Here is a 21,677-nt window from a genome sequence, read left to right on the forward strand (position 1 = left end):
ACCGATATTCATTGAGGGATTGACATCAGCATTAATTAGATATCCCTGTGGAGTTATAAATATTATATTTGTTTATATTTCACTAGAAAGGACTATAAATTGCATAAAGTTTTATAATACTGGGAAATGGGTAATTTGGTCAGCAAATTATCTAATCAGTTTTAACCAAAAGAGGTTTGTTTTTATGCCGATCGAGTTTGCGAAGTATCACGGACTGGGAAATGATTTTATTCTGATTGACAACCGCCACTCGTCAGAACCGGTGATCACGCCAGAACAAGCTGTGGATTTGTGCGATCGACATTTCGGGATTGGCGCAGACGGTGTGATATTTGCTCTTCCGGGTCAAAACGATACTGACTATACGATGCGGATTTTTAACTCCGACGGTTCGGAACCGGAAATGTGCGGCAACGGGATTCGCTGTTTGGCTAAGTTTATCGCCGATTTGGAAGGGTCAGAAATTCACCCCCCCCAACCCCCCCTTGCTAAGGGGGGGAGTGAATCTAAGACTGAGTACCGGATTCACACCGGTGCGGGCGTTATTATCACCGAATTGCGATCGGACGGTCAGGTGAAGGTGGATATGGGGGTTCCCCGGCTGCTGGCTGCGGAAATTCCGACAACTTTGGCTGCAGCGGATGCCAAAGCTATAGATGTGCCGATCAAAGTTGCTGATAAATCTTGGTCTGTTACCTGCGTCAGCATGGGCAATCCTCACTGCATTACTTTTGTAGAGGATGTTTCGGCTGTTGCTTTAGAAACTGTCGGGCCTCAATTCGAGCACAACAAAGCCTTCCCGCAGCGTACCAATACGGAATTTATTCAAGTGGTACGTTCAGACTACGTAAAAATGCGGGTGTGGGAAAGAGGCGCTGGTGTTACTCTAGCTTGTGGGACTGGTGCTTGTGCTGCTGTGGTAGCTGGGGTGTTGGTAGGGAAGTGCGATCGGGCAACTGCAGTTGAGCTCCCCGGCGGCGTTTTGGAAATCGAATGGGCAGAAGTTTCTGGGCGGATTTACATGACCGGGCCGGCACAGCGAGTATTTACTGGTTGTATGAGTGATTAGTCATTAGTCATTAGTTATTAGTCATCAGTCATTAGTCAGAAGGGATTTTTTGTTGAATTAACCAACAATAAAAATTATTGACTTCAAAATTTTTATTGAATTCTGACCAATGCCTTTTGCCTTCACAAATCATTGGCTGCGGACTGAAGACTGAAGACTAATAACTAAGCCGGAAATCTAAAATCTAAAATCTAAAATCTAACATTAAGTAGGTGGGCTTGCATGGCGGGAGGTATTTATCTGATTCAGGACGACGACAGGCTGGTAGAAATGATGGAACAGCCCTACGACTCGGAAGACCAGTTACAAGACTTGCTAGTAACTTATCCCAATTTGATCGCGGGAGACCAAATCGATCGGGCGACACCGCGCAGGTGGCTGTTAATTTCGCGGGAAGCAGCAGTAGCCAGCGATGAGGAAACAGCGGTACAGTGGTCGCTGGATCATTTGTTTCTCGACCAAAATGCCGTTCCTACTTTGGTGGATGTCAGGCGAACTCCTAATGCCGAACTGCGGCAAAAAGTTTTGGGTCAGTCGATCGACTATGCTGCTAATGCGTTGTTTTACTGGCCCATCGATTCAATTATTGCTCTGTTTGAAGCTAATTGTCGCGATCGGGGTCGCGATCCTGAACAGATTTTTGAAGAGTTTCTCGGTGCAGATGCTAATGAAGACAGATTTTGGCAGAAGGTTAAAACTAATTTGCAAGCGGGTAAAGTTCGCTTAGTGTTTGTAGCTGACGAGATTTCCGCTGAAATGCGCCGAGTTGTGGAATTTCTCAACGAACAAATGGACCCGGTTGAAGTTTTGGCCCTGGAAATTAAGCAGTATGTAAGTGAAGATGGTTTGAAAACGCTGGTTCCCAGAGTGATCGGTCAGACAGCCGAAGCACAGCAGAAAAAATCGAGCGCAACGCGCGAAAGAAGGCGCTGGGATGAATCTTCATTTTTTGCGGAAATCAAAGCTAGACGAGGCGCGGACGAGGCGCAAATGGCCAGAGAAATTTACCTTTGGGCGAAAAGTCAAGAACCCGAAGTTCAGATCCAGTGGGGAACGGGGGACGCCTATGGCGGTTTCGCGGCTCAATTGCCTCAAAGGGGAAGAAAACCCTATCAGTTATTCACTGTAGATATTGCTGGCAGAATGGAGATTTCTGCTAACAATTACGGTTCCCAGCCGCCGTTTAATGCGGAACCGAATTGGCTGGAATTGAGAAGTAAGCTGAGTGCGATCGGTCTGTCGCTACCTATAGAACCGGGTGAGAGAAGGTCGCCGAGTCTGGCTTTGTTTACTTTGCAAGATGAATCTGCCCTCAACCAAGTTATGGAAACTTTTGACTGGGTGATTCAGCAAATTAAAACCTTATAGTTACACTCAGAGATGATAGAAACGGAGGACACGGCAGTGCCGTTTCCCTACCCCATTAATTGTAGGGAAACGGCACTGCCGTGTCCTGATTGTGGGTAATATTAATTCCGATGCTACCGGATGTGATATGACGCACCCTACCCTATGTGCTGGGTAGTATGTATATGCCCGGTTCAGTGTCTGGCCCAGGCAGAATTTCACGGCTGCTTTTAACACCTGTACTTTCGCACAGATTTGCAAACGATTCTAAACCCTCTAATCTGGCTGAAAGTTCACTCAACCCATCCAAATATTCAGCTACAGCAATTTGGCGATGTGTCCATGTTTGATCAAATTTAGCAGAACTATAGCACATTTCAAACTCTACATCAACATAATTTTTTTTTCCTCGGATTTGGTCAGGAGATAAAGTGCGATCGCTTGGTGATATTTCCGTAATTCGTTCTACTCGTTCTGAGGCAATATGGTTTTTAAACCGAGAATTAGTAAAGCGATAAGCAGTAGATAGATAAGTGTTTTCATCATTGATTAGTGCCTTACCCCATCTTTCCGCGACTTGTTTAAATAGGGGGATTTGTAAGGCCAGTAATTCTTTAGCTTCTTGATGTTTCCCTATTTCTAAGAGAAGATTGGCTTCTGTTGCTATCGCTACAGCCCAACCTTGAATAGAAACATCAGCATTAAGCATAATTTCAGCATCTAATTCTGGGGTAGCTTGCATCGCTTGATTACTGAGAAATAATCCCACACTGGAAGCTGTTTTAATGGCTGATCTCGGTGATTCATCAGGAAAAAGAGAGCGATCGTAAAGTTCAGCTTTTAAAGCTGCAATTTCTTTAATTAGCATGGCTTGATGAAGATGGGAAATAGCTTTAGCAAGGCTTTTTTGCTTTTGGCGGCTGTCTTCTACCAATAAATACAGATAGGCCAATTGTCCAGAGATAATATTTAAGCCCTCGTCAACACTATTTAAGCGATTATCAATATGATTAAAACCTGCTGTTAAGTTATTTTTAATCCCATTTAAGCCAGCTTCAACACGGTTAAAGCCTTCTTCCATTGACTGTTGAATGTGACATAAATTTTTTTGTATTTGGTGCAGTTTATAGCCCATATAGGCAAAGCCCGCAATACTGACACCAAGGTTTAAAACACTTGCGCCCGCAGCAATTTGACTTAGCCCCATCACTGCGGATAAGGTTTTTTCAATACCGATTAATTTACCCTCGACACCTATTAATTTATGATAGTTAAGCCCATGACCAATAACATCAATTCCTGCCACAATGGGAGAAAAGGGAACAGTCATCAGTTTGCTAGTCAGTCCGGGAGTTTCGGCTAAATGGCGGAAAATTTGACCACCATTTGCAGTACCCGCAGCCCATCTAATAACGCTTCCGTGGCGTTGCATTGAACCATCGAGTAAACCCTTGATAATTTCTGGATTGTTAACTAACAGAGTGGTATCAATCAGCATTTTACTTTCTCCTGTTTAACGATTGTAAACTTCAATGTTTCCGTAGGCTTCCATTTGCAATCTAGGGGAAATTGTAAGATTAACTGATAAATCACCTAATTTACGGAAAGCATCATATCTATCCAGTTGATCCACATTTGAAGTGAATCCTTCATCAGCTTGATCTAGCTTTATATAGACTAGATAAATATCATATTCTGATTCTGCTCCTTTAGGGACTGAATACTCGCTGATATTACTTTTTATTTTAGAGTATTCAGTTTCAGAGCCTAGCCATAAATATTTCGTGATTTCATAAAGAGATTCCCCATCTTTAACATCATCAATTCGTCCTTTTGCTTGGAGTGAGTTAATAAAATCTGCCTGTGAATGAGACACTACTAAAATTAAAAACTGATTAGTAATTTTTGGAATTGAAGGAGTTGGACTTGAAGGCGTTTGAACTGTAGAAACATTAGGGGGCAGAGGATTAGGATTATATGGTCTGGGTTCTTCTCCACGAGTTGTTTGTTGTTTTTGTTGATTGAGTATATATATCCAGTAACCAATTGCGGTAATAGCGAAAGCAATAAGTATAATAAATTCCATGTTTTCCCTCCTAATGTTCATTCGATTAAAAAGCGCGTTTATATATTGATAGAATCGATCTCGATTTGGTATAAGCCAATTTTCCTTTTCTATTGTGCCTTCTTGATAAATATAATTTGTTAAGTCTTTTATTTCAGGCTGACAATAACCTCTCAGAATAGAGTCAGCAATATCTTTATTTATGTCAAGCTCTTCGCACCAAATTCTAGTAGAGTGATACAAATATAACTCAACTGGATTACGACCTCTTAATTCATGTCTTATTCGTTCTCTTACTTCGTTTAACTTCTGAGAAAACATAAATTTTAATCCTTAAATAATAGATTGTTTAAAGAGGGAGCAAGAGGCTCCCTCAAATTATACAACAGCAGATTTAAGATTGACGACAATCTTTTTCTAAATTTTGACAAACTGCTGTTGCATGATGTTTTTGAACTTCAAAATCAAGCCAGAACTGTTTTTCCTGCTCAAAGTTTTCCTCAATGATAGTTAATTGTTGTTGCAAAGCACGTTCAGCTAGATTGGTAATCTCATCAACGGATTCTTCAAAGATACTGCTAACATCATCTAACCGTTTGAGAATCCACTCAAGTAAAATATCCCACAAACTCCCTTTCCCTTTTTCAATGCCACTTAACCATTGTTTTGCCATTAAGTCTGGAGAAGGAAGGGAAAGTTCCACATACTCGATATCTTCGTAAATATTCCGAGTTACAGCTTCTTGGTAATTACGGGTTACAGGTCGTGTTTTTGTTCTCGTTTTTGTGCTAGAGAAACAAGAACCATCTTGATAAGATTCTGTATAGTCTTGATATTCTGTTTTTGTGCGAGTTTCATACTCTGTTTTTTTGCCAACCACTTCTCTTTTTGTGGATCGATTTTGTTTTATAGGAGCGGAAAGTTCAAAAAACTTCTCAGGTAAAGTTGGCAATTTTTGAGCTAACTTTTTGCGTAAATTACTGATGGCTGCTTGTTCAAAATTAATCGAAGAAAAAGTTTTGTCTGACAAAGAAACTTTTAATCTCTTTACTTGCTCATTAACTAATGATTCTAATGCTTGTTCAAATTGCTGGCCTTTTCCTTGCAAGAAAAACTCCGCTCTTGCGGATATAGCTTCTCTCATCCTGTGATATAGCAGGCGAACATAGCGCTCATCATGTTCAAGTTCTTTTTTCCCTTTATCATCATCAGCCCGTACACGCTTAACTAAGTTTTCTGACTCAGAAGAAAATGTACTGAGTCTACGACTAACATTATCATAGGCTTGAGAAATATCTTCAGCCAATGAAGGGAATATAACTTCCCGCAGTTTATCTCTTAGCTCAAAAGCTCCTTGATTATTTTTAAAAGCATCACGAACTGGAACAATTAGAACCTTGGTTAAGTCTCCTTCTACCTCAGCGACAGCATTACTAATCAGAGAAAAACCATAAAATTCTTTTTTTTCAGCAGCTTTTTTACTTTTAATATCATCGTTAGGATCGTTGCTTTTCCAGAGATTTATTATTTCCTCAATTTTGCCCTTAAATTGTTTGCCAATTTTCTTACTATTTTTATGCAAATCTTGACCAATTTTAGCTATTTTATATTTTTCTTGTTCAACCTGCTCTTGATTGTAAATTTTTCTGCTTTGAATCAGAATATCGAGAGCTTTTGCCAAAGCATCGTAATTATCGAATACTTCCAACAATGCAGGAAGTATTACCAGTTCAGCAAATGATTCTTGAACCCGCACACGGAAACGATCCCAAAGTTCTCTACCTCCACTCCATTCTAAAGAATAGTCGATAATTTTTAGCATGGTTTCATCATCAACATTGTGACCTGACATGATTTGCGTTCTGAGGTTAAAAAACCATTGTGCTAACTCCACATTATTTCCAATACACTGAAAAATTGTACCAAAACAGTCTTCAAAAAGTGCTTTTATGAATTTTGATCTTGTCGCTCGATCGACTGTTGACGGTTCGTTAAAAGCTCCTGAACCCCAAGCACATTGAGCATAATATAAAAGACGAGCATTGAAAGGCAGAACATCAGGAAGTTCGGGAAGCGATAAGACCTCTTTAATTTCTTCTCTTAACTTATCAATCCGCTCTGATAGGGGTAAATCCTCGGTTCCTCGGTTATCGACCCGATTTAAGATAAAAATCATCGAATCTGTGCGACCTTGTAGATATTGGACAACTGTCTTTAATTCTTCTAATAAGCGTTTTCTGTGCTCATCATCTACCTGCATATAGTCCAAAGCCACTAAACTAAAAGCTTTATTAACTTGCTTTTGGATAGTGGCTAAGTTAGCCCGGTCTTGAACAGATTTCAATCCCGGTAAATCAATCAATTCAACTCCTATTCCGTTGGGTAAACCCAGTAAAGAAGCATCACAAGCAGGTAAAAGAGGAACATGAGCGGTTATTTGTGGCGCAACATACTCACGCTTTTTCCGCGCCGCGTGATAGGAGTGCATCACAGTGCGAATCCGCTGGTATACATCCTCATCACTTAAGCCTGCCCATTCACCAGCCTCCCAAGCAGCATCTTCCGTTTCGGCAATCATTAATCTCGGTTCTTGAGAATGTTTGATGGTTAATACACCCCCACTCATTTCTCCGGCTTCAATCGGTGCGATTTTTCGACCAATCAGCGCGTTAACAATCGTTGACTTTCCAGAGGAAGTTGTGCCCAGAGTAGCAATCCGAAAACTAGGATTTTCTAGGCGTTGGACGGCTTCTTGATAAACAGTTAAAAAATCCTGTAGGCAAGATTGAATCCCCGGATCAGCAAAAACATCCGGGGACGAGTTGACTAAGCTAGAGACTGAGTTGCCTAATTCTTGTAAAAGGTTGCGGGTGTTGTTTAACTTAGATTCAATTAGGGGCATAGCAAAAATGCTTTCTTAATGATCTGGGTTAAGTATAACTAAGGAGACACGGCATCGCACCTCGTACATCCACGGATGTTTTAAAGCTTGGCACAAAATAAAGAGTCACTCTTACATCAACTTGTAGAGTGCCTCGGAGATTGATTATTTCGATTTCAACAGGTTTTTCTTTCTGCTCCGGGGCACCCTACGCACTAAGCTGTCCCGCATCTTGCGTTATATTTTTCGGGCGGGCGCGACACCCCACAATAATTTCATCAAACTTGACTGTACAATTTATATGCGCCTGAGCTTGTTAATCTCATTATTATGTTTAGGGGATAATGGGTGTCACCCTCAACATAATAATGAGTTGATGCAGAGTGAGCGGCAGATCGCCAATAACCAATAACCAATGACTATTGATAGCGAATGTTTGCTTGTTTCAAACGTCGCAGGGCTTCTCCCAGTCGATCGCAATCTGCAATTAAACTAATTCTCACATAGCCTTCCCCACCCGGCCCAAAAGCATTGCCAGGAGTCACCACAACACCCGTTTGCTGCAAAACATTGAGGGCAAAATCAGTCGAACTCATGCCCGGAGTGCAGGGAACCCAAAGATACATGGCAGCCAGAGGTTTAGGAATATTCCACCCTAATTCTGCCAATCCTTCCACCATGAAATCCCGGCGAGTCCTGTAACGATTCTGCACTTCGTCCAAGTAACTGTCCGGCAATTGCAGTGCTGTTTCTGCTGCTGTTTGCAAGGCGGAAAATATACCGTAATCTAGGTTAGTTTTTAATGTCCGCAAACCTTGAATAATCTTGCTATTTCCTACTACAAAACCGACGCGCCAGCCGGCCATATTGTAGGTTTTGGACATGGTGTGAAATTCGACGCCGATTTCTTTACCGCCGGGAATTTCTAATAAACTTGTCGGTTGATAGCCGTCAAAGGCTAATTCCGCATAACACAAATCGTGAACCAGCAAGATTTGATGCTTGTGTGCGAAAGCAACAATATCTTTGTAAAATTCGCGGGGTGCTGTTGCTCCAGTCGGATTACTGGGATAATTGAAATAGAGTATTTTGGCTTGTTCGGCTACGCTGTCGGGAATGTCGGCTAAGTCAATTACCCAGTCGTTTTCTGGTTTGAGGATGATGTTGTGAACTTTTGCACCGGCGATAATCGGGCCGCGAAATAATACGGGATAAGCAGGGCTTGGTACTAATATTAAGTCCCCTGGATTGATATAGGCGATCGCAAAATGTGCTAAACCTTCTTTAGAACCCAATAAAGGCAATGCTTCGCTTTCTGGATCGAGTTCAACGTTGTAGCGGCGGCTGTACCATTTAGTAATAGTACGGCGGAAACTGGCAGTTCCTTCAAAGGGTGGATAGCCGTGATTGGCAGAATTTTGGATGGCTGCGACAGCGGCTTCTACTACTGGTTGAGGAGTGGCACCGTCGGGGTTTCCCATTCCTAAGTCTATTAAATCGAGTCCTTGTTCGCGGGCGCGGGCTTTGAGTTCGTCGAGACGGGCAAATACGTAGGGCGGTAGTTTTTGCAACCTGTCAGCAGGGCTAATCCAATCCAAGGTCATTTATTTTTTGTCAGTTGTCAGTTTTCCTGGTTTGTAGTAAGGACTTTCGTCCTTGCTAGCACAGCCTTTTCAGGACTTTAGTCCTTACTACAAACTGTTTTAATTCTTAATCTTTAATTCTCCCACAGGTGCGGTGGTAGAAACCATCGCTGCCATTAATTGTTGGGGAACGACTTTAAAAGGCAGTCGGTGGATGTCGGAATTAGGATTGCAGGCTATGTCGGCGGCTCGCTGCAATTCTGTGATGGTAATGTCTCCGAGTCCTAGATTGTCTAAAGTTTGGGGCAATCCAATTTCGCCGTAGAATTTTAGCAGTTGCTGTCTGGCGCTAGCGGCGAGTTGATTGTTTTGCAGCATTTCTTCTAGTCGCAGTTGTACTAAAATACCATAGGCGACTTTTTCGCCGTGCAATGTGCCGTGACTTGCTAATAGATGAGTTAGGCCGTTGTGGACGGCGTGGGCGGCGACGGTGCGACATTGGGCGCCGCCAATTCCGCCGATTACTCCTGCTAGCAATACGGCGGCATCTGTGACTTCTTGCCAGGTTTCGCTACCGGGTTCTTTGAGGGCGGCGGCTGATTTTTGGAATAAAATATCGCGCAGTATTCTAGCTTGTTGGACGGCGGAAATTATCAGGGTTTGTTCGGAGTGTCCGCTGCTGACTGATGCTTCGTACCATTTGGCGATCGCATCTCCAATTCCTGCTACTAATGTCCGCTGTGGTGCGGTTTGAATTAAGCCGTAGTCGAGTATTAATAAATCGGGACATCTGGCTAATGTGACATCGTATTGGAATGCACCTTGTTCTGAATAAATGTTAGAAAGGGCTGTCCAAGCGGCACAGGTGGCTGCTGATGTGGGTATTGTGACGATCGGGATTTTGCACTGATGGGCGACGAGTTTGGCTGCGTCTAAGGCTTTGCCACCGCCCACACCGATGATGAAGTCGGCTTGATGGGTTTGGGCTGCTTCGCGGAGGGTTTCGAGGCTGGTTTCGCTGCAATCCTTGCCGTAAGCTGTTTCGGCGGATTTTAACTGCTGCTGTTCGAGGATTGGTTGCAGGTAGGGTTGGGCGGCGGCGAGGGAGTTGCTGCCGCCGACGATTAGCGGCCGCTTTCCGAAACGGGCGATAGCATCTCCGGCTTGTGCGATCGCCGATCGACCCCGCAATACACAGGCGGGAGCAATTGTCAAGGAATAAATTGCAGTTGGGGTGGCGGTTTTTGTGCTTTGGGTTTGAGTCATCGAACCACTGGATAAGTGACGAGAAGGTTGACGCTTTGCAGGATTGCTGGATTTTATAGGATAACTCTAACCCATGTTGGGCGATCGGGTAAGTTTTGTAAAGTTTTTATTAAGTATTGTGCAGGGTTGGGGCATGGGAGGGGGGAGTTGAGGGGCGATCAGTAATTTAATGAAGAAGATACGGGCGATCGAATTATCATTAAAATTGAGGCTTAACGTACAACTCCCAGACTTGTTTCACTGCTGCTGCATCTGGTTGAGAAATTTGCCCGATTTTCGCTAGCAACACAGACTTTTCCAAACAATCTAATCTAGACAAACGCACTGTTGAAGCAACGCGCCAACCGCTGACAGACCAATCATTAAGAAATACATCAGTTTGGCTGCGGGGTTTGGCAGAAGTGACGGCGGCTGCTACCAGATCCTCGCCATCCAACCACAGCAAAAGTAGGGGGCGTTTTTTAGAGACTGCGCCGCTTGTAAAAGGAATATTTGCCACCCAAAAATCACCAGGTTCAATAGTCGTCATAAAGTCCTTCGTCTTCGGGTGCGTAACCTTTCAAAAAAGCATCATGACTGCGAGTAATAGCTGGGTCAATTAAATAGTCTGCGCTGTCTAGTAGCGAGCGCTTGAGAGGCGGTGTTTCTGTTGGCGAAGTGCTAGATTCTGAACTTACGCTCAACGGCTTTCTCTGTAGTAGTAATTTTAGTACCGGCTGGACAGTGTTTCTGTTGGCGAAGTGCTAGATTTTGAACTTATGCTAAACTGCTTTGTCGGTTGTGATTTGTACAAGAGGAATTGCACAAAATCGAGCACTTCTTCTTGTTTTTCTCTCGACAGAAGTCGCAACTTTTCGGACACGGCTTTTTCGATATTATTAATAGTTGGTTTCATGGGATTTTTACCCTTCAGCTTTGTTATATTTCTGCGTTACCTACATATTTTATCACGCCTCTCAAAGGTGAGAGCGTGGCTGATTCTAGCCAGTCCAACAATATAACCGACCAAAGTTCCTCACCTCTGTGGTTTTAATCGTGGGAGGTGGGCTGCTTTTTCCGGCCAAACACACCCGACATACTTAAACCAGTCACTAGCAAGCCAATCATTCCCAAGCCGTTTAAAATCGGGTAAATTGCTTGCAGGTGAAAGATTTCACCTGTATGAATTTTCAATAAAAATCTCGATGAAATTTCTATACCTAGCGGCCACTCTCGCACAATTGTGATCGCCATTCCTGTCAACACAGTCAGCGCGATCGGCAAAGCAACAATAAGGCCTAGAATGCGGTGGTACTTGCGAAATGCTCTCTTCATAGTGGTTGAAAGTTTTGGAATACTGAGGTTATATAAGGAGCGAGTGTTGAGTGCTTGTTTCTGAGTAACTGCGATCGCAGAACTCTCACAGGACTTACGCACTCCGACGCAGAGAAACCGGATCTTTTAACTTTTATTCAAGGTTTGAACCAATAACAAGAGTTGAAAAACTCGGTTTCTGCGTCTGAGACTTTAGAATCAAGCACTTAGCACTGAAATTTAAGACTTAGGAATGCTACTGATAGTCTTTTCCAGTGACTGCAATTGAGTCAGCACTTGGTCTTTACTTGGCTTAGACTTTTTGAGGTCGGCCATTACTTTGTCTGTGGTATCCTCAACTGCATCGTAGCTTTTAGGAGCTTTAGCTTTGATACCGTCTTCTACTTTCTTCCAGGCATTCTCAAATTTGTCAAATTCGGTTTTGGCTTGGCCAAAGTTTCCAGCCTGAACTGCTGCTTTGGTACTGGAAACCACGCCACTCAATTCTGCATAGTTTCCCTGCGATGCTGCTTTCTCAGTTTTAACAGCAGTAGCAGCAGGAACCGGGGCGGATGAAGTTTGCGGAGTGGAAGCTTCCTTAGCGCTGTCGCAACCAGCCAAAGCTAGAAGGCTGATGGCGCTAAGGACAAGGATTTGATTAAAACGGGCCATGAACAATCCTCACATAGATTCATACTAAAATCTATTGTGTCACAAAGAAATCAGATCGGTGGGAATAAATCAACATCCTGCAGGATAGTAAATTTTGAAGCTGGAAGGCGGCTGATAGTTTGGTAGATTTGGTAGGTTTGGGTTGAGGGAGGAAACCCCACTAGATGATGGTTGGCCACTGTTGACCTGAATCAAGTGCAAGCCAACCTACTGACTAGCCTCTTGTGTGTTTTATGTTCAGAAAGCTAATTCGGGCGATCGACATTCCTGATTTTATGGACGATAATCAACACAGATAATTAAGCCTATTACTAATTCTTGCACAACCGTTTCAGAAACTTTGCCGATACATCTGACAAATCGCTGAGTAGTTACACTCCGAACTTGCAAAACATTGCCTGCTGAGTCTGCGTCTAAACAGTTTTCTTCAGTTCGCTGAATGAGAATCATGAAAGGGCGATTTTGAAATTTAGGTTGCCATGTAGCCACAGGAATTATAATCCGCATGGGGATAGAACTAAACATTTCCGAACTAATCACAACCGCAGGACGTGTTTTCTGAATTTCTTGTCCTCGGGTTGGATCGAGTTGTACCAGCCAAACCTCTCCTCGTTTTGGGTTAGTAGTCATACTCATCCTCCCAGTCTTCGCCATCGAGTGCCCAAAACTCGGTTAATTCAGGATCTGCCAAAAAATCTTCGGCTGTAGCAGGTATAAATGGTGCTAGTATTTTATGGCGTTCTGCTATTGGCAGGCTAGCAATTTCTCTAAGTGATAGCTTGAGACTAGGTTCGGTTGTTGACGAAATATTAGACTCAGAACTTTCGCTGGGTAACTGCTTTTTATGTTCCGCTTTTTGCACGAGGAATTGTGCAAAGTCGAGCACTTCTTGTTGTTTCTCCCTTGGCAACTGTCGCAGATTCTCTAACACTGCTTGCTCAAAATTAATTGTTTCTGACATTTCAATTACCTTCCCTAAGCGTTTATCGGTTTATTTCTCACGCAGTCAAGTTTTGTAGTTCCATATTTGCAAATCGCGCCATAATTTTCATCTTTCCCTCTTACTTCACCCATCACACCGCCAAATCTTGATACTCCCATCATTACTGCCACTAACCAGAGTGTGCCCATCCGGGCTAAAACTGACCGAATTAACCTGGGCTGAATGCCCTGTGAGAGTGAAAATTGTGTGTCCATTTTTTAGATTCCACAGTTTGATTGTACTGTCTCCACTACCACTAACAAGAATTTGTCCATCCGGGCTAATGGCGATAGAATTAACATAGTCTGAATGCCCTCTGAGAGTGCGAATTTCCTTGCCAGCTTTCAGGTCGCAAAGCTTGATAGTATGGTCATAACTGCCACTAGCAAGAGTTTGCCCATCCGAGCTAATTGCAACAGAAGAAACCGACTTTGAATGCCCTATGAGAGTGCGAAATGCCTGACCATTTTTCAGATTCCACAGTTTGATAGTATGGTCATAACTGCCACTAGCAAGAGTTTGTCCATCCGGGCTGATAGCGACAGACCAAACCGAGGATGAATGTCCAGTGAGAGTGCGAATTTCCTGCCCGTTTTTCAGATTCCACAGTTTGATACTATTGTCTTGACTGCCACTAGCAAGAGTTTCTCCATCTGGACTAAAAGCAAGAGACCGAATTAAACTTGAGTGACCCTTGAGAGTGGTAATCTCTTGTCCAGTTTCTAGATTCCACAGCTTAATTGTTCTGTCATAACTTCCAGTAGCTAAAATTTTTCCATGAGGGTTAATAGCAACGCAATAAACCGCAACTGAATGCCCAGAGAAAGTACGAATCACCTCTCCTGTATGCAAATTCCAAAGTTTGCTGCAATTTCCACTGCTGTTACTAGCAAAAGTCTTGCCATCTGGACTAATAACTACGCAATCAACAGATGGCATACCTACGCCATTAAGAGTTTTTACACATTTGAAGGAGTGAGTTTTTCTAAGGATTTTTTCTTCTATTTGTTGTGGGCTTTTTACTTCACATTTGGCAGCTTCTTCTATTTGTTGTTGGCGTTTTGCTTCAGCTTTGGCAGCCTCTTGAGATTCACGTTCCGCTTCTACTTGCTCAATCAGCTTTTTCAACTCCTGTTCATACATTTCTCGCTGTCGCCGCTGAATATCCTGAAGAATATCAAAATAAGGTTTCACCCATTCTTCTGCCAACCCATCTTCAGCCAATTCATCCCTTAAATTAAACAACTGAGGTTCATAGCCAGGGTCAATATTGAGATAATACAAATCGGCTAAAAATCCCGCCAGCAATTTGTGAATCGCCACAATCAACTGCCGAATCATGCGGAGGGCTTTTTTCTCACTTACCCCAGATGCTAAAAGTGCATTTTTTGCCTCTTCCCAGTCAAAAACTTTGGTAGAAAACAGGGAGACTTCCTGATTATTCAGAAATCCCCAAAAGCCGACGCGAAAAGTTACGGCATAGTCGCTGATATCGCTATATAGAATTGTAGTAGGAACCGGAGATAAAATTCGCTGCAAGCGTTCCACATCAATATCACCAATCGACTCAGTGAAATAGTCGCTATAAAACTTAACTGGGCGTAAGACATCCTGTTGAGGATAATGCTGTCTGAGAAAATCTCCCACACTTCTCATCTCAATTGGCAAATCTTCACAGAAGGTTTCCGGGCATCGCTTGCTAATTTTTGGCGGTGACAGTAAGATTAAGAGGCGATGTTGCTGTTCAAGTAAAATCTGCTTAGTTTCCTCTCGATTCAACTTAGAAAACCAAGTATCTTTATCCCAAATTGTTTGAATTTCAGCCAGCTTGACCTGAATCTCTTTTGCTTGCAATTCCCGCATCAAATCCCGTTGCAAGGCCGCCAGCTTCCGTCTGTCTCGCTGTTCCTGTTCCTGCAACTCTATGCGACGCGCCGTTTGTGCTACTTTCAGCTTTAACAATTCGTTATCTCTGGCATCTTTCGCTTTCGCGTATTCGATCATTTCCTGGGAATAACGCTGTTTTGCTTGCTCTATCTCAGTCGAATCTGAGAATATCTGATTGGGTTCGGGAATCAGATATTCTACCCACTGTTGAGATTTATTGCTGAGGGTTTCTCCTAGTTTGTGACCGATATTTCTGGCAATGGGTGACAGCACTTCCAAGATTAAGGGAGCGATAGCGTCGATGATTGCGTTTGCGAACATAAATGTGCGTGAGGATGCGGTTATTAATAGTATAGCAACTTGTTGGGATGAAAAAGGCAACTACAAGCGCGTTAATATTGTAACAATTCTATCATGCAACGCTGACTAAACATCTTTTTGAACTTCTATGCGATAGTTGTAGCCCTGTTCGGTGAGGAAGAGTTGGCGGTGGCGGGCAAAATCTTCCTCGCAAGTTTGTAGCGAGACTAATGTATAAAAACTAGCAGTGTGTCCATCGGATTTCGGGCGGAGAATTCGTCCGAGGCGCTGCGCTTCTTCTTGGCGAGAACCATACTTTCCCGATACTTGAATCAACACATCGGCATCGGGTAAATCGACGGCAAAATTGCCCACGCGAGATAGAATTAATCCGGGAATTTCTTTGTGACGGAATGCTTCGTATAACCGATCGCGATCGGCCTGTTTTGTCTTCCCCGTAATCAGAGGCAATTCCGTAATTTTGGCGATCGCATCCAACTGTTCGAGATACTCACCAATAATTAAAATACGGTGTCCCGCCTCCTTTTGCAATAAACTTTGTACCACATCCAACTTACCCGGATTTTCCGCAGCAATCCGAAACTGGCTGCGGCGGGGCGCAAGGGCATATTCCATTTTTTCTGCCTCATTTTGGGCGACGCGGATTTCCGTACAATTGGCAGTGGCAATAAATCCCTGTCCTTCCAATTCGCGCCAAGGTACGTCATAGCGCTTGGGCCCAATCAATGTGAATACATCGCCTTCTTTCCCGTCTTCGCGAATCAAAGTCGCAGTTAAACCTAACCTGCGTCGTGCTTGTAATTCAGCAGTTATCCGAAATATCGGTGCAGGTAATAGATGGACTTCATCATAAATAATCAGTCCCCACGATTGGGCGTTAAACAACTCGAAATGCGGGAATTCATCATCTTTATTCGATCGATAACTTAGCATTTGGTAAGTCGATAGGGTGACAGCAGCCGTCTTTTTGCTGACACTGCTGTACTCGGCGATCGCCTCCTCAGTTAAACTCGTTTTGTCTAATATTTCCCTGCGCCACTGGTGCACTGAAGTCAAACTGCTGGTGAGGATGAGTGTCTTTTGCTTTACCAAACTCATCGCTAACATCCCGACTATGGTTTTACCAGCCCCGCACGGTAGGACGATCGTCCCACTTCCACCTTTTACCTCCCCGTCCTGATAGAATGCCTCTGCTGCTTCTTGTTGATAAGCACGCAAATTAAAGGGCAAGTCTCCTAAAGTACGATCGCGCAAAGAAATCCCTAATTCGGCACCCTCGACATATCCAGCCAAATCTTCTGCCGGATAGCCCACCGCTAGTAAAGCTTGCTTGAGTACGCCGCGATTCCCGGCATCGACTTGAAAGCAAAGATCGGAGATGCGCTTGCCCAACATTGGTTTGACGCGATCGTCCCGTACCAGCAATTCCGCTAGGGGCAAATCGGCAATTCGCAGTTGTAAATCGGGGCTAGCCGCATCGATTCTTTCAATTACAGTTAATCCATACCGCGCCCCCAACAGTTCAATTTCCTGCGCTACGGACTCAGGAATGGGATACTTGGCATACTTTCGCAAAGCTGCGATCGCCTCTTCCACTGGCATTCCCGCCGCCCGCGCATTCCACACGCTAAGGGGCGTGATGCGATAGGTGTGGATGTGTTCGGGACTTTTGATTAATTCGGCAAAGGGGGCGATCGCTTCTCGCGCCTGTTGTGCTGTGGGGGCGTGAACTTCTAGTAAGATCGATCGATCGCTTTGCACGATCAAAGCATTTTCAGGAACATAATTCATAGGAAGAAGGAAGAAGGAAGAAGGAAGAAGGAAGAGGGAAAAAGGAAGACGGAAGAGGGAAGAAGGAAGACGGAATAAGTTTGTTAGAACAGAAAAGTTTGGTTGATTTGCTCCAGTCCATGTTATAAGGTGCGTCGCGATTGAGATTGTCGATCTTTTTTTAGGATTTATCGCCAGCGACGCACCCTACAAATACTCAAAGTCCCCCTTTTTAAGGGGGATTTAGGGGGATATGGACTCAGCTATAAACGAAAGATAAAAAGGTTTTCGGGTGATTTTTGACACTAATAGTATCAGGTGTATTATTTATCCCGCTGGGGTAAGACGTAGCCGACTTGCCGCAGGGCGTTGCGAAACTTAGTTTCCTGGAATAATGGAACCGCTAAAGTGCGATCGCCCGCTAGCTGACAGAATTTTTTGGTACGGGAATCATTGGCAATCAACACAGCTAAATGGGCGTTTTTACATTCGATTAACTTGACAGTTCCTGCATCTTGCAAACTATTCGATCGTTCTGTAACATCCGTCAGAAATTGCTGTACGGTTTCCGGTAGCGGTTCGATACTTCTTGTCTCTAAAACTTCTTTAAATTCTGCTAGCGGGTATCCGGCTTCAATGGCGGTAAATAGCTTTTGTCGATCGAGTTGCCAGACGACATCTGAAACTTTTTTAGCATAGAGATCGAGGACGATCGCATCTGATGTCGCGATGCCTTCTCCTGCTACAACAATATCTAAATTGGGCAGTACGCGGAGTGTTTGACGGAACTCAATTGCTGGCGGGGTGTAATTCTGAGTCAATCCCAAACAGTAAGCCCCCAAAGCTGTCAGGCGAAAAGATATTAAGCCGTCGTAGCGGCTGAGAAATCTCAAATCGTCCGTTCCCCAAAGATCGTCAAAATCGCTGGGTACGAGGGACGGATCGGCATAGGCAACATCAATTATTCCCAGGGTAGCAACATATTCAAACAACAGGCAGCGCATATATCTTTCTTGCAGGATATGCCAATCGTGACTGCCCGAATATCCTAAGTTACCATACCCAAATTCAGAAATATAGAGATTGTCGGGATCGCGCGTTACTTCAAACCGATTGCCCGTTGCCAACATATACCTGCTAAATTCGCTAAACAAAATCCATTTACCGACAGGACATTCTGCTAGCCTTGAGGCGATCGCCTCTCTCCGCCCCACCACCGCTGTCATGCCGCGCGCGCCCTTGCCGGTTTGTCCTTTAATCGCATCAATGCGGCGAAATTCATCAAAAGAGTTTGTTTTTAACCAGCGCTTCCATGCTGTCTGTAATCCTTTGGCAGGTGATTCTTGCAAAGCTTTCTGTCCCGCTTTCGTCAAAACAAGCTTTTTGCCCGATTGTTCGGCGAATTTGCTCGCTTGAGCGATCGCGGTCCAAGCAAAGGATTTGATGTTACCAACCTCGTAGAATATATCGCCCTTTTCCACGGTAGCTTGGCGCTGTTCGTCGTTATAAAAATCACCTCCTTGCAATACGGCGGCGATCGCTTTCTGAGTTGTGGCACCAGGTAATGCGGTTTTCTCACTAACGGCAACTTTGCCCGACTGAATCAGACGCAAAACTGCTTCCAAATCCTTTGGGGCTGCCCGTTCCATTTCAAAAATTGTCAAAGGAAGTTCGTACTCGGATACCTCTTTTTTAGATGTACGAAAGTTATGTTTTTCTACACGAACCATAAAATTCTCTGGCAGTACATCGCCAACCAGATTTAAGGGAGTTGCTTGAGGTTTTGGCACAAACTTCAGCAATTTTTCTTCCAGATCGTAGGGTATCTCAGTGCCGTAGAAGAACAAGCATAGTAGGGATGGTTCTCGGTTGTATCCATAGCGATCGCTTGTTCCCCAGTTTGGTTGTTGTCCGTATTTCGCCACAAATACATCGGCATCATAGCCACCACCTGACCCATGTATAACTTCCGCTACGGCCGCTTTTTGCAAATCGTCTAATTGCGCCCAAACTTGCTTAAGTTTTTCTCCCTGCATTTGCTGTTTAATCCCAGCAACCAGGTCAGCTTTGCGGGTTAATTTGCGATCGCCCGACAACAGTGCATACAGCTTTTTTAAATCTTCAACAACTATTCCTTCGAGTGCCTCTTGGAGGGTAGGAACATCATCTATGGTTTGGTAACGCGGCATAATTTTTGGCAATTCGCCTGCTGCAAAATTGTTTGTGCTACCAAATATAACAACTTTCCCCGATTTGTAATTTGAATTTTTGTAACAAAAATCAGAAGCCTGGTTTAATCTTTATTGTTAAACAGCCTAATCTTATCTAATAAAGTACAAAAATAGGCAGAATAAAAAACTCCTAATTACACAACTACTCTTCACAAATTTAGGGAAAAATCTTAATTTAAAATTGGAGCTTTGAGATTTAACTCAGAGTGTGAGATAATTATTTACAATCGTGACTTGTATTTTACTGAGTCCGCCGACGCGGTAAAACAGCAGTGACAGTCAGCAGCGTTTAAAAAAAATCCCAATTCCCAATTATCACAAACAAGGCGATATGAGCGAACACCAAACCATCAGCTACCGCACCGAAAGCGACTCGATGGGGGACAAACAAATCCCATCTAATGTCTACTACGGCATCCAAACCCTGCGCGCAGTTGAAAATTTCCCGATTAGCGGCATTAAGCCTTTATCAACATACGTTGAGGCTTGTGTTTTAATTAAAAAAGCAACGGCGATCGCCAATGGCGAACTCGGCTGCATTCCCCAAGACATCAGTCAAGCAATTGTCCAAGCAGCAGATGAAATCCTAGCTGGCAAATTGCGCGATCAATTTGTAGTTGATGTCTACCAAGCCGGCGCCGGAACTTCTCACCACATGAATGTTAATGAAGTTCTTTCAAATCGCGCTTTGGAAATTATGGGCGAGGAAAAAGGCAATTACAAGCGCATCAGTCCTAACGATCATGTAAACTACGGTCAATCGACAAATGATGTGATTCCGACGGCGATTAGGATCGGCGGATTGTTGGCGTTAGAAAAAACTCTTTTTCCGGCTTTGTCGGATGCCGTAGTCGCCCTAGAAAATAAAGCAGAAGAATTCAAAGATATTGTTAAATCAGGCCGCACTCATATGCAAGATGCTGTGCCGGTTCGACTCGGCGATACCTTCGGCGCTTGGGCGCAAATTCTGAAAGAACATACCTTGAGAATTGACAGGGCATCCGATGATTTGACATCCCTGGGATTGGGGGGAAGTGCGGCAGGAACCGGGTTAAATACTCACCCTGAATACTGTCAAAAAGTTGCTGAAATTCTCTCCGAATTAATCGACCACCCCCTGAAACCAGCAAAGCATTTAATGGCTGCTATGCAGAGTATGGCACCGTTTGTAAATGTTTCCGGTGCACTGCGAAATCTCGCTCAGGATTGCGTTAAAATCTCCCATGACTTGCGTTTGATGGACTCCGGGCCGAAAACTGGTTTGAAAGAAATTCAACTGCCTCCTGTGCAACCAGGTTCGTCAATTATGCCGGGGAAATACAACCCTGTGATGGCAGAAATGACATCGATGGTTTGTTTTCAAGTTATGGGTTACGATAGCGCGATCGCCCTGGCGGCCCAAGCGGGACAATTAGAATTGAACGTGATGATGCCCCTGATTGCCTACAATCTCATTCACAGCATCGAAATTTTGGGCAATACCATCAGCGCTTTGACTACACAATGCCTCGCGAAAATTGAAGCTAAGGGCGATCGGTGTCTCGCTTATGCTGAAGGTAGTCTCGCCCTCGTTACCGCCCTCAACACTCACATCGGCTATCTCAACGCCGCTGCTGTCGCCAAAGCATCCCTAGAAACTGGCAAATCTCTGCGGCAAATTGTGTTAGAACAGGGTTTAATGAGTGCAGAAGACTTGGCAAAAGTTCTAGATTTAAAGAAAATGAGTGCGATGCCAACATCTTCTGCTAACGTATAGTATCTCGCAGGAATCAGCTAGAAACTAGAAGGCTGAACTCGATTTAATTCTGCCTTCTACCTTCTGAGTTCTGCCCGATCACTGTCACAGGTTAAAGTTAAACAATTCAGAATTCATTTTTTTTACATTTAATTCTGAATTTTTTTTATAGTCTAAAGTTTGGGAGCAAAATTTATGCGCGCAGGTTCTTTTGCCAAATTAACTCAAGATAGAGAGAACACGACTCAAGTGACATTTCATTATGTGGAAGGTCACGCAGAAACCTTTACTATTCCGATGCCTGCACAAGAATTCCAAGAGGAAGTGCTGCATTTGTTAAATCAACCTTGGTTGACTTTCCATTTAGCAGATCAAACGGTTTTTATCTGCACTGCCCGGTTGGTGAAAGTGGAAGTTAAACCTGCTATCCCTGAACTGCAAGGTCAAGGAGTATTCTCTAACTCGCTGCGAGTTAGTACCATGCAGCGGGCTGCTGTTGGCAGATTGCCGATGGATACTTAGGGTTCATTTGTATTGAGATTATTCTTGGTAACGCACGCGCGGAACACCCTGCT

19 protein-coding genes are annotated in these 21,677 nt (G+C 43.8%); 4 read left to right on the forward strand and 15 right to left on the reverse strand.

The features are described 5' to 3' along the window. Nucleotides 1–184: 184 nt before the first annotated feature. Together dapF and QUA03_RS08300 are read left to right on the forward strand one after the other, a co-directional pair. Nucleotides 185–1,069, forward strand: coding sequence for a diaminopimelate epimerase (gene dapF, locus QUA03_RS08295; RefSeq protein WP_333211173.1), 885 nt, complete (start codon nucleotides 185–187; stop codon nucleotides 1,067–1,069). A 222-nt stretch (nucleotides 1,070–1,291) separates the two neighbouring features. Further along, complete coding sequence (locus tag QUA03_RS08300) at nucleotides 1,292–2,437, forward strand: hypothetical protein (protein WP_333211175.1); 1,146 nt, start codon at nucleotides 1,292–1,294, stop codon at nucleotides 2,435–2,437. 142 nt (nucleotides 2,438–2,579) lie between these two features. Here the strand turns inward: QUA03_RS08300 and QUA03_RS08305 are convergent, their stop codons facing one another. The 15 genes from QUA03_RS08305 to QUA03_RS08375 all read right to left on the reverse strand — a co-directional run bounded on the left by QUA03_RS08305 (nucleotide 2,580) and on the right by QUA03_RS08375 (nucleotide 19,325). After that, nucleotides 2,580–3,914, reverse strand: a complete 1,335-nt coding sequence (locus tag QUA03_RS08305; RefSeq protein WP_333211177.1) for a hypothetical protein — start codon at nucleotides 3,912–3,914, stop codon at nucleotides 2,580–2,582. 15 nt (nucleotides 3,915–3,929) lie between these two features. Next, nucleotides 3,930–4,802, reverse strand: coding sequence for a hypothetical protein (locus QUA03_RS08310; protein ID WP_333211179.1), 873 nt, complete (start codon nucleotides 4,800–4,802; stop codon nucleotides 3,930–3,932). A gap of 73 nt (nucleotides 4,803–4,875) precedes the next feature. Then, nucleotides 4,876–7,383 carry a dynamin family protein gene (locus tag QUA03_RS08315; RefSeq protein ID WP_333211181.1) on the reverse strand — a complete coding sequence of 836 codons (2,508 nt, stop codon included), beginning with the start codon at nucleotides 7,381–7,383 and terminating at the stop codon, nucleotides 4,876–4,878. 398 nt (nucleotides 7,384–7,781) lie between these two features. After that, nucleotides 7,782–8,966 (reverse strand): aspartate aminotransferase, encoded by a 1,185-nt coding sequence (locus QUA03_RS08320; RefSeq protein ID WP_333211182.1) that lies wholly within the window; start codon nucleotides 8,964–8,966, stop codon nucleotides 7,782–7,784. A gap of 99 nt (nucleotides 8,967–9,065) precedes the next feature. Next, nucleotides 9,066–10,211 (reverse strand): iron-containing alcohol dehydrogenase family protein, encoded by a 1,146-nt coding sequence (locus tag QUA03_RS08325; RefSeq protein WP_333211184.1) that lies wholly within the window; start codon nucleotides 10,209–10,211, stop codon nucleotides 9,066–9,068. Nucleotides 10,212–10,410: 199 nt separating this feature from the next. Then, the gene (locus QUA03_RS08330; RefSeq protein ID WP_333211186.1) at nucleotides 10,411–10,740 is read right to left on the reverse strand and encodes a type II toxin-antitoxin system PemK/MazF family toxin; all 330 of its coding nucleotides are present in this window, start codon (nucleotides 10,738–10,740) and stop codon (nucleotides 10,411–10,413) included. Next, entirely contained in the window at nucleotides 10,727–10,894 is a 168-nt protein-coding gene (locus tag QUA03_RS08335) for a hypothetical protein (RefSeq protein ID WP_333211188.1), read from the reverse strand. Before QUA03_RS08335 ends, QUA03_RS08330 begins: the two co-directional genes overlap by 14 nt. Before the next feature lie 23 nt (nucleotides 10,895–10,917). After that, nucleotides 10,918–11,106, reverse strand: a complete 189-nt coding sequence (locus QUA03_RS08340) for a hypothetical protein (RefSeq protein ID WP_333211190.1) — start codon at nucleotides 11,104–11,106, stop codon at nucleotides 10,918–10,920. A 134-nt stretch (nucleotides 11,107–11,240) separates the two neighbouring features. Further along, nucleotides 11,241–11,525 (reverse strand): peptidase, encoded by a 285-nt coding sequence (locus QUA03_RS08345; protein WP_333211192.1) that lies wholly within the window; start codon nucleotides 11,523–11,525, stop codon nucleotides 11,241–11,243. Nucleotides 11,526–11,744: 219 nt separating this feature from the next. Beyond that, the gene (locus QUA03_RS08350) at nucleotides 11,745–12,176 is read right to left on the reverse strand and encodes a hypothetical protein (RefSeq protein ID WP_333211194.1); all 432 of its coding nucleotides are present in this window, start codon (nucleotides 12,174–12,176) and stop codon (nucleotides 11,745–11,747) included. A 273-nt stretch (nucleotides 12,177–12,449) separates the two neighbouring features. Next, on the reverse strand, nucleotides 12,450–12,806 hold the full coding sequence (locus QUA03_RS08355) for a type II toxin-antitoxin system PemK/MazF family toxin (RefSeq protein ID WP_333211195.1): 357 nt from the start codon (nucleotides 12,804–12,806) through the stop codon (nucleotides 12,450–12,452). Continuing rightward, complete coding sequence (locus QUA03_RS08360) at nucleotides 12,796–13,137, reverse strand: DUF2281 domain-containing protein (protein ID WP_333211197.1); 342 nt, start codon at nucleotides 13,135–13,137, stop codon at nucleotides 12,796–12,798. Before QUA03_RS08360 ends, QUA03_RS08355 begins: the two co-directional genes overlap by 11 nt. A 105-nt stretch (nucleotides 13,138–13,242) precedes the next feature. Continuing rightward, nucleotides 13,243–15,366 (reverse strand): WD40 domain-containing protein, encoded by a 2,124-nt coding sequence (locus tag QUA03_RS08365; RefSeq protein WP_333211199.1) that lies wholly within the window; start codon nucleotides 15,364–15,366, stop codon nucleotides 13,243–13,245. A gap of 105 nt (nucleotides 15,367–15,471) precedes the next feature. Next, on the reverse strand, nucleotides 15,472–17,157 hold the full coding sequence (locus QUA03_RS08370) for a DNA repair helicase XPB (RefSeq protein WP_333211201.1): 1,686 nt from the start codon (nucleotides 17,155–17,157) through the stop codon (nucleotides 15,472–15,474). 302 nt (nucleotides 17,158–17,459) lie between these two features. Further along, nucleotides 17,460–19,325, reverse strand: coding sequence for a hypothetical protein (locus QUA03_RS08375; RefSeq protein ID WP_333211202.1), 1,866 nt, complete (start codon nucleotides 19,323–19,325; stop codon nucleotides 17,460–17,462). 373 nt (nucleotides 19,326–19,698) lie between these two features. Between QUA03_RS08375 and QUA03_RS08380 the strand changes: the two genes are divergently transcribed. Together QUA03_RS08380 and QUA03_RS08385 are read left to right on the forward strand one after the other, a co-directional pair. Beyond that, on the forward strand, nucleotides 19,699–21,123 hold the full coding sequence (locus QUA03_RS08380) for an aspartate ammonia-lyase (RefSeq protein ID WP_333211204.1): 1,425 nt from the start codon (nucleotides 19,699–19,701) through the stop codon (nucleotides 21,121–21,123). A gap of 174 nt (nucleotides 21,124–21,297) precedes the next feature. Then, complete coding sequence (locus QUA03_RS08385; protein WP_333211206.1) at nucleotides 21,298–21,624, forward strand: hypothetical protein; 327 nt, start codon at nucleotides 21,298–21,300, stop codon at nucleotides 21,622–21,624. Nucleotides 21,625–21,677: the final 53 nt, after the last annotated feature.

Source organism: Microcoleus sp. S36b_A4, from assembly GCF_036700645.1.
GTDB lineage: Bacteria > Cyanobacteriota > Cyanobacteriia > Cyanobacteriales > Microcoleaceae > Microcoleus.

Excerpts from the sequence above, each read along its gene's own strand:
- dapF (WP_333211173.1), top strand. The coding sequence starts at position 185 with ATGCCGATCGAGTTTGCGAAGTATCACGGACTGGGAAATGATTTTATT.
- QUA03_RS08300 (WP_333211175.1), top strand. The coding sequence starts at position 1,292 with ATGGCGGGAGGTATTTATCTGATTCAGGACGACGACAGGCTGGTAGAA.
- QUA03_RS08305 (WP_333211177.1), bottom strand. The coding sequence starts at position 3,914 with ATGCTGATTGATACCACTCTGTTAGTTAACAATCCAGAAATTATCAAG.
- QUA03_RS08310 (WP_333211179.1), bottom strand. The coding sequence starts at position 4,802 with ATGTTTTCTCAGAAGTTAAACGAAGTAAGAGAACGAATAAGACATGAA.
- QUA03_RS08315 (WP_333211181.1), bottom strand. The coding sequence starts at position 7,383 with ATGCCCCTAATTGAATCTAAGTTAAACAACACCCGCAACCTTTTACAA.
- QUA03_RS08320 (WP_333211182.1), bottom strand. The coding sequence starts at position 8,966 with ATGACCTTGGATTGGATTAGCCCTGCTGACAGGTTGCAAAAACTACCG.
- QUA03_RS08325 (WP_333211184.1), bottom strand. The coding sequence starts at position 10,211 with ATGACTCAAACCCAAAGCACAAAAACCGCCACCCCAACTGCAATTTAT.
- QUA03_RS08330 (WP_333211186.1), bottom strand. The coding sequence starts at position 10,740 with ATGACGACTATTGAACCTGGTGATTTTTGGGTGGCAAATATTCCTTTT.
- QUA03_RS08340 (WP_333211190.1), bottom strand. The coding sequence starts at position 11,106 with ATGAAACCAACTATTAATAATATCGAAAAAGCCGTGTCCGAAAAGTTG.
- QUA03_RS08345 (WP_333211192.1), bottom strand. The coding sequence starts at position 11,525 with ATGAAGAGAGCATTTCGCAAGTACCACCGCATTCTAGGCCTTATTGTT.
- QUA03_RS08350 (WP_333211194.1), bottom strand. The coding sequence starts at position 12,176 with ATGGCCCGTTTTAATCAAATCCTTGTCCTTAGCGCCATCAGCCTTCTA.
- QUA03_RS08355 (WP_333211195.1), bottom strand. The coding sequence starts at position 12,806 with ATGACTACTAACCCAAAACGAGGAGAGGTTTGGCTGGTACAACTCGAT.
- QUA03_RS08360 (WP_333211197.1), bottom strand. The coding sequence starts at position 13,137 with ATGTCAGAAACAATTAATTTTGAGCAAGCAGTGTTAGAGAATCTGCGA.
- QUA03_RS08365 (WP_333211199.1), bottom strand. The coding sequence starts at position 15,366 with ATGTTCGCAAACGCAATCATCGACGCTATCGCTCCCTTAATCTTGGAA.
- QUA03_RS08370 (WP_333211201.1), bottom strand. The coding sequence starts at position 17,157 with ATGAATTATGTTCCTGAAAATGCTTTGATCGTGCAAAGCGATCGATCG.
- QUA03_RS08375 (WP_333211202.1), bottom strand. The coding sequence starts at position 19,325 with ATGCCGCGTTACCAAACCATAGATGATGTTCCTACCCTCCAAGAGGCA.
- QUA03_RS08380 (WP_333211204.1), top strand. The coding sequence starts at position 19,699 with ATGAGCGAACACCAAACCATCAGCTACCGCACCGAAAGCGACTCGATG.
- QUA03_RS08385 (WP_333211206.1), top strand. The coding sequence starts at position 21,298 with ATGCGCGCAGGTTCTTTTGCCAAATTAACTCAAGATAGAGAGAACACG.